The 8,406-nt window shown below is 48.9% G+C and carries 4 protein-coding genes; all 4 read right to left on the bottom strand.

All coding sequences use genetic code 11. From position 1 onward, the window contains the following. Positions 1–1,780: DUF1601 domain-containing protein (locus tag J7439_RS24540; protein ID WP_209204685.1), on the bottom strand; the 1,780-nt coding region annotated here is incomplete at its 3' end. A 53-nt stretch (positions 1,781–1,833) separates the two neighbouring features. Next, positions 1,834–4,848, bottom strand: a complete 3,015-nt coding sequence (locus J7439_RS24535; RefSeq protein WP_209204684.1) for a DUF1601 domain-containing protein — start codon at positions 4,846–4,848, stop codon at positions 1,834–1,836. Positions 4,849–4,901: 53 nt separating this feature from the next. Next, on the bottom strand, positions 4,902–7,925 hold the full coding sequence (locus J7439_RS24530; protein WP_209204683.1) for an RAP domain-containing protein: 3,024 nt from the start codon (positions 7,923–7,925) through the stop codon (positions 4,902–4,904). Between the two features lie 53 nt (positions 7,926–7,978). Continuing rightward, positions 7,979–8,406, bottom strand: a 428-nt coding sequence (locus J7439_RS24525) for an RAP domain-containing protein (RefSeq protein WP_209204682.1), incomplete at its 5' end; no start/stop codon positions are given.

Here is an 8,406-nt window from a genome sequence, read left to right as displayed (position 1 = left end):
CCATGGCCTCTTTGAGCTTCGGTGTCGTCTCCAGTGCCAGCCCGTTGTCCACCAGTTTCGCCACGGCCCACACCATGTTGGCAATATGCTGAGGAATAAAGTGGCCTTTCTCTTCTTTTGATTCGGCCATCGTTTTCACATAGGGCAACAACGTGTCGACGGCCTCTTTGAGCTTTGGTGCCTTCTCCAGCTCCAGCCCGTTTTCGACCAGTTTCGCCACAACCCACAGCAGGTTAGCGATACCTTGAGTGTTGAAGTGGTCTTTCTCTTCTTTTGATTCGACTCTGGTTTTCACCTGGAGCAACAGCACGGCCACGGCCTCTTTAAGCTTCGGTGTCTTCTCCAGCTCCAGACCATTATCCACCAGTTTTGCCATGGCCCACAGTAGATTGGCCACTTCCTGTGGCTTGAAGTGGTCTCTCTCTTCTTTTGATTCGGCCATCGTTTTCACATAGGGCAACAACGTGTCGACGGCCTCTTTGAGCTTTGGTGCCTTCTCCAGCTCCAGCCCGTTTTCGACCAGTTTCGCCACAGCCCACAGCAGATTGGCGATATGCTGAGGAATAAAGCGGTCTTTCTCTTGTTGTGATTCGGCTATGGTGTTCAGATGGGGCAGCAGCGCGGCCACAGTCTCTTTGAGCTTCGCTGTCTTCTCCAGCCCATTGTCCACCAGTTTCGCCACGGCCCACAGCAGATTGGCGACTTCCTGTGGCTTGAAGTGGTCTTTCTCTTCTTTTGATTCAGCTTTGGTTTTTACAAGGGGCAACAGCGCGGCTACCGCCTCGTTGAGCTTCGGTGTTTTCTCCAGCTCATTGTCCACCATTTTTGCCATGGCCCACAGCAGGTTGGCAGTGCCTTGAGTGTTGAAGTGATATTTCCCTTCTTTTGATTCGGCTTTGGTTTTCACATGGGACAACAGCGCGACCACGGTCTCTTTGAGCGTTGCCATCTTTTCCAGTTCCAGCCCGTTGTCCACCAGTTTCGCCACGGCCCATAGCAGATTGGTGACTTCCTGTGGATTAAAGTGGTCTTTCTCTTCTGTTGATTCGGCTTTGGTTTTCACATGGGGCAACAGCGTGGCGACGGCTTCTTTGAGCTTCGGTGTCGTCTCCAGCTCAAGCCCGTTGCCAACCATTTTTGCCAGGGCCCACAGCAGATTGGCGGTACCTTGGGCATCCATACCCCTGGCGTCAGGTTTTTGGTTGCACTTAACTATTACTGCATCAAGTAACGTTGACAATAAAGCTGCCTGAGCCTCCTTACTTCTCTCATTCATGTACTTATGTGGGGTAAAAACACCCGCTGATGTAAATGAATGAAGCGTCGTCGTCAGGCTTCGCCAAGGCCACCCGGCGGTAGCTTTAAAATCGTGCAACAATGGTATCAGTTGGCGTTGTTCACTGTGATTTAATGGTCTTTTTGACCTTGATGTGTATTGTTTGATTGAACAGGCAAATTGACTGTGTTTTTTCCCGTTATAGCGATCACCATAATGAGTAGATACCCTCATCAGGTCATCCATTTTTGCTGGTGTGATGAGAGCGTTAAAATCCTGAACAGGTTTTATTGAATGTCTTGGTGGATGGTTAGCAGAGCAGGCGTCAGAGGCAGGATAAAATTCATGACGCTCCGGGATATAGGGGAGTGGAGTATTCGTCCGCCTCACTGTGCCATACCTGTATCGCCCACTCCCGGAAGCACCGGTATGATCATCCGGTTGTTTATAATCATTACCTGATGTTGTGCATTGCCAACTGATACCAGCACCGCCTCTGTCCATCAATATATTTCATTAATTCATGGGAAATATAAAATGTAGACTACTCTACGGCGTCACCGGGAAGCAGTTTTTACGGGCTTTTTTCTCTTCCTTTTTCTCTTTTTGGGTTTATTTATTTGCTCTTCTAAATATTCTTCAGCGGTAAAATAACAGTCATCCGAAAATTGCCCTCCCTCATCAGCAGTAAAATATGCCTCGTCTGCCACCCACTCGCCGCTGCTAAGTGACACCGAGCCATGAGCCTCTGGCAGGACGGCTAACTTTGCCTTTATTTGCTCAATAACTATTTTCATTGAATCCTGGTGATCAAGCTTGTTCACCGGGATTTCAATGACCTCAAATCCTGATTTTTTCAGCAGGGCGATTTTCAGCAAAGTCGCACCATTCCTGATTTTTAAATCACCACTCGCGTAATGAGAAGGTCCCTGAACGTCGATAACCGTGTTGTAATCTGGCAGTAGCAGGTCAACCGGAGGTAGTGAGTTCAGACTCTTTTCTTCTTCAATCTTCAAAGACGGAAGGCTCGATTGGAGTTGCTCGCGGAAGGTGGATTGAGATTGTGAAATAATTGTCTGGTAATAGGGGACCACCGGACACGGTCGCCCAAGCCAACTGGCGGCCATGGCAATGACGGTTTGAGCCTCTATATTGTCCGGGGATGTATTTCCCAGGCGAGAAAATAGTTCACCTATGTGCTTTTCAAGCGGGTTTTTATTATTTCTACCGAAGCACAGATAAAACCTGGCACAGAATACCATGACTCCCCAGAGAGACATCGATATATCTTGCTGAGAGAGTTGAGGGTTTTTACTGATTCTGTCGACAAGAGAATCGACCGTAAATTTAACCAGGTTTAACTCAATGGCCTCACCCAGTTTCGCCACAGCCCACAGCAGGTTGGCGATATGCTGAGGAGTAAAGCGATCTTTCTCTTCTTTTGGTTCGGCTTTGGTTGCCACTTGGTACAACAGCGCGGCCAGGGTCTCTTTGAGCTTCGCTGTCTTCTCCAGCTCCAGCCCTTTGTCCACCAGTTTCGCCACAGCCCAAAGCAGGTTGGCGGCAGCTTGAGTGTTGAATTGGTCTTTCTCGTCTTTTGATTCGGCTTTGGTTTTCACATGAACCAGCAGCGCGGCCACGGCCTCTTTGAGCTTTACTGTCTTCTCCAGCCCGTTGTCCACCAATTTCGCCAAGGCCCACAGCAGGTTGGCGACGTGCTGTGGCTTGAACTGGTCTTTCTCTTCTTTTGATTCGGCTTTGGTTTTCACCCGGGGCAACAGCGCGTTCAAGGCCTCGTTGAGATTCGGTGTCTTCTCCAGCTCCAGCCCGTTGTCCACAAGTTTCGCCACGGCCCACAGCAGGTTAGCGATATGCTGAGAGCGGTCTTTCTCTTCTTTTGATTCAGCTTTGGTTTTCACCCGGGGCAGCAGCGCAGCCACGGCCTCTTTAAGCTTCGGTATCTTCTCCAGTTCCAGCCCGTTGTCCACCAGTTTCGCCACGGCCCACAGCAGGCTGGCGACTTCCTGCGGGTTGAAGTGGTCTTTCTCTTCTTTTGATTCGGCTTTGCTTTTCACCTGGGGCAACAGCGCGGCCATAACCTCTTTGAGCTTCGGCATCTTCTCCAGCTCCAGCCCATTATCCACCAGTTTCGCCACGGCCCACAGCAGGTTGGCGACTTCCTGTGGCTTGAAGTGGTCTTTCTCTTTTGTTGATTCGACTTTGGTTTTCACATGGGACAACAGCGCGGTCACGGCCTCGTTAAGCTTCACTGTTTTCTCCAGCTCCAGCCCGTTGTCCACCAGTTTCGCCAAGGCCCACAGCAGATTGGCGATATGCTGAGGAATAAAGAGGTCTTTCTCTTCTGTTGATTCAGCTTTGGTTTTCACCCGGGGCAGCAGCGCGACCAAGGCCTCTTTGAGCTTCGGTGTCTTCTCCAGTTCCAGCCCGTTGTCCACCATTTTCGCCACGGCCCACAGCAAGTTGGCGAGGTGCTGTGGCTTGAAGTGGTCTTTCTCTTCTTTTGATTCGGCTTTGTTTTTTACCTGGGAAAACAGCGCGGCCATAACCTCTTTGAGCTTCGGTAGCTTCTTCAGCTTCAGCCCATTGTCCACCAGTTTCGCCAGGGCCCACAGCAGGTTGGAGACTTCCTGTGGCTTGAAGTGGTCTTTCTCTTCTTTTGATTCGGCTTTGGTTTTCACATTGGGCAACAGCGCGGCTACAGCCTCTTTAAGCTTCGGTGTTTTCTCCAGCTCCAGCCCTTTGTCTACCAATTTTGCCACAGCCCACAGCAGGTTGGAGATATTCTGAGGAATAAAGTGGTCTTTCTCTTCTTTTGATTCGGCTTTGGTTTTCACCCGGGTCAACAGCGCGGCCACGGCCTCTTTGAGCTTCGGTGTCTTCTCCAGTTCCAGCCCGTTGTCCACAAGTTTCGCCAGGGCCCACAGCAGGTTGGCGGTACCTTGTGCATCGATATCCCAGGCTTCAGGTTTTTGGTTGCACTTAAGTATTACTGCATCAAGTAAAGTTGACAATAAAGCTGCCTGAGTTTCCTTACTTCCCTCATTCATGTATTTATGAGGGGTAAAGACACCCGCTGAAGTAAATGAATGAAACGTTGTCGTCAGACTTCGCCAGGCCCATCCGGCGGTAGCTTTAAAACCGTGCAACAATGGTATCAGTTGGCTTTGTTCACTATGATTCAAAGGTCGCCTTGACGCTGAAGTGTATTGTTTGATTAAAGTGGCAAATTGACTGTGTTTTTTCCCACTATAGCGATCACCATAATGAGTAGATATCCTCATCAGGTAATCCATTCTTTCTTGTGTGATGAGAGCATTAAAATCCTGAACAGGTTTTATTGAATGTCTCGGTGGATGGTTAGCAGAGCAGGCATCAGAATCAGAATAAAATTCATGACGCTCCGGGATATAGGGGAGTGGAGTATTCGTCCGCCTCACTGTGCCATACCTGTATCGCCCACTCCCTGAAACACCGGTATGGTCATCCGATTGATTATAATCATTACCTGATGTTGTGCATGTCCAACTTATACCAGCACCGCTCTTGTCCATAATTATATTTCATTAATTCATGGTAAATATAAAATGTAGACTACTCTACGGCGTCACCGGGAAGCAGTTTTTACGGGCTTTTTTCTCTTCCTTTTTCTCTTTTTGGGTTTATTTATTTGCTCTTCTAAATATTCTTCAGCGGTAAAATAACAGTCATCCGAAAATTGCCCTCCCTCATCAGCAGTAAAATATGCCTCGTCTGCCACCCACTCGCCGCTGCTAAGTGACACCGAGCCATGGGCCTCTGGCGAGACGGCCAACTTTGCCTTTATCTGCTCAATAACTCTTTTCATTGAATCCTGTTGCCAAAGCTTGTCCACCGGTATTTCAATAACCTCAAATCCTAATCTTTTCAGCAGAGCGACTTTCAATAAAGTCGAACCATTCCTGGTTTTGAAATCACCACTCACGTAATGAAAAGGTCCCTGAACGTCAATCACCGTGTTGTAATCTGGCAGTTGCAGGTCAACCGGAGGTAATGAGTTCAGACTCTGCTCTTCCTTAATCTTCAAAGACGGAAGGCTTGACTGGAGCTGATCGCGTAAGATGGATTGAGATTGGGAAATGATTGTCCGGTAATGGGGCTCCACTGGACACGGCCTCCCAAGCCAACTTGCAGCCATGGCAGTGATGAATGGAAACTCTGTATTGCACGGGGATGGACTTTCCAGGCGAGAAAACAGTTCATCTATGTGCTTTTCAAGGGCGTTTTTATTATCGTCACCGAAGTACAGATAATACCTGGCACTGAATACCATGACTCCCCAGAGAGCCATTGATACATCTTGCTGAGAGAGCCGAGGGTTTTCACTGATTCTGTTGACAAGAGAGTCGAACATAGATTTAACCAGGTTCAGTTCAATGGCCTCACCCAGTTTTGCCATGGACCACACCAGTTTGGTGACCTCCTGTGGCTTGAAGTGGTGTTTCTTTTCTTTTGATTTGGCTTTGGCTTGCACATGCTGCAAAAGCGCGGCCAGGGCTTCTTTTAGCTTCGGTGTCTTCTCCAGATCCAACCCATTTTCCAACAGTGCCACCACGGTCCACAACAGGTTGGTGATCTGCTGAGGAATAAAGTGGTCTTTCTCTTCTTTTGATTCGGCTTTGGTTTTTACATGGAGCAGCAGCGCGGCCACGGCCTCTTTGAGCGTTACTGTCGTCTCCAGCTCCAACCCATTGTCCACCAGTTTCGCCAAGGCCCACAGCAGGTTGGCGACTTCCTGTGGCTTGAAGTGGTCTTTCTCTGCTGTTGATTCGGCTTTGGTTTTCACATGGGGCAACAGCGCGGTCACGGATTCTTTGAGCTTCGATGTCTTCCTCAGCTCCAGCCCATTGTCTACCAGTTTCGCCAGGGCCCACAGCAGGTTGGTGACTTCCTGTGGCTTGAAGTGGTCTTTTTCTTCTGTTAATTCCGCTTTGGTTTTCACATGGGGCAACAGCGCGGTCACGGCCTCGTTGAGCTTCGCTGTATTCTCCAGCTCCAGCCCGTTGTCCACCAGTTTCGCCAGGGCCCACAGCAGATTGGCGATATGCTGAGGAATAAAGAGGTCTTTCTCTTCTGTTGATTCAGCTTTGGTTTTCACCCGGGGCAGCAGCGCGGCCAAGGCCTCTTTGAGCTTCGGTGTCTTCTCCAGTTCCAGCCCGTTGTCCACCAGTTTCGCCACGGCCCACAGCAAGTTGGCGAGGTGCTGTGGCTTGAAGTGGTCTTTCTCTTCTTTTGATTCGGCTTTGCCTTTTATCTGGGGATACAGCGCGGCCATAACCTCTTTGAGCTTCGGTATGTTCTTCAGTTTCAGCCCATTGTCCACCAGTTTCGCCAGGGCCCACAGCAGGTTGGTGACTTCCTGTGGCTTGAAGTGGTCTTTCTCTTCTGTTGATTCAGCTTTGGTTTTCACCCCGGGCAGCAGAGCAACCAAGGCCTCTTTGAGCTTCGGTGTCTTAAACTCCAGTCCGTTGTCCACCAATTTCGCCACGGCCCACAACAGGTTGGCGATGTGCTGTGCATTAAAGTGGTCTTTCCCTGCCTTTGATTCGGCTTTGGTTTTTACCCGGGGCAACAGCGCGGCCACGGCCTCTTTGAGCTTCGCTGAATTCTCCAGCTCCAGACCGTTGTCCACCAGTTTTGCCAGGGCCCACAGCAGGTTGACGACTTCCTGTGCCTTGAAGTGGTCTTTCTCTTCTTTTGATTCGGCTTTGGTTGTCACGTGGGGCAACAGCGCGGCTACAGCACCTTTGAGCTTTGGTGTTTTCTCCAGCTCCAGCCCGTTGTCTACCAATTTCGCCACGGCCCACAGCAGGTTGGAGATGTGCTGAGGGATAAAGTGGTCTTTCTCCTCTTTTGATTCGGCTTTGGTTTTCACCCGGGGCAACAGTGCAGCCACAACCTCTTTGAGCTTGGGTGTCTTTTCCAACTCCAGCCCGTTGTCCACCAGTTTCGCCAGGGCCCACAGCAGGTTGGCGGTACCTTGCGCATCAATATCCCTGATTTCAGGTTTTTGGTTGCATTTAAGTATTAGTGCATCAAGTAAAGTTGACAATAAAGCTGCCTGAGCTTCCTTACTTCCCTCATTCATGGATTTATGAGAGGTAAAAACACCCGCTGAAGTAAATGAATGAAGCGTTGTCGTCAGGCTTCGCCAGGTCCATCCGGCGGTAGCTTTAAAATTGTGCAACAATGCTATCAGTTGGCGTTGTTCACTGTGATGTAAAGGTCGTCTTGACGCTGAAGTGTATTGCTTGATTAAAGTGGCAAATTGACTGTGTTTTTTACCATCATAGCGAGCACCATAATGAGCAGATATACTCACCAGGTAATCCATTCTTTCTTGTGTAATGAGAGTATTAAAATAATGAACAGGTTTTACTGAATGTCTTGTTGGATGGTTAGCAGAACAGGCGTCAGAAGCACGATAAAATTCATGACGCTCCGGGATATAGGGGAGTGGCGTATTTGCCCGACTGACTGTGCCATACCTGTATCGCCCACTCCCGGAAGCACCGGTATGATCATCCGGCTGATTATAATCATTACTTGATGTTGTGCATTTCCAACTTATACCAGCACCACCTTTGTCCATAATTATATTTCATTAATTCATGGAAAATATAAAATGTAGACTACTCTACGGCATCAACAGGCATTAGTTTTTACCGGCTTTTTTCTCTTCCTTTTTCTCTTTTTTGGTTTTTCTGTTTGCTCTTCCAAATATTCTTCGGCGGTAACATAACAGTCATCGGAACATTGCCCTCCTTCATCGGCAGTAAAATATGCCTCACTTGCCGCACACTCGCTGCTGTCAGGTGACACAGGACCACGGGCCTCTGGCGGGATGGCTAACTTTGTCTTTATTTGCTCAATAACTGTTTTCATTGAATCCTGGTTATCAAGCTTTTTCACCGGTATTTCAATAAGCTCAAATCCTGATTTTTTAAGCAGGGCGATTTTCAACAAAGTCGGGCCATTCCTGGTTTTGAAATCACCACCCACGTAATGGGAAGGTCCCTGAACGTCGATAACCATGTTGTAATCTGGCAGTAGCAGGTCAACCGGAGGTAATG

This window comes from Salinisphaera sp. G21_0 (assembly GCF_017744115.1).
Lineage (GTDB): Bacteria > Pseudomonadota > Gammaproteobacteria > Pseudomonadales > Endozoicomonadaceae > Endozoicomonas.
Note: the sequence above shows the minus strand (reverse complement) of the source record. Positions and strands in the feature narration are given on the sequence as shown.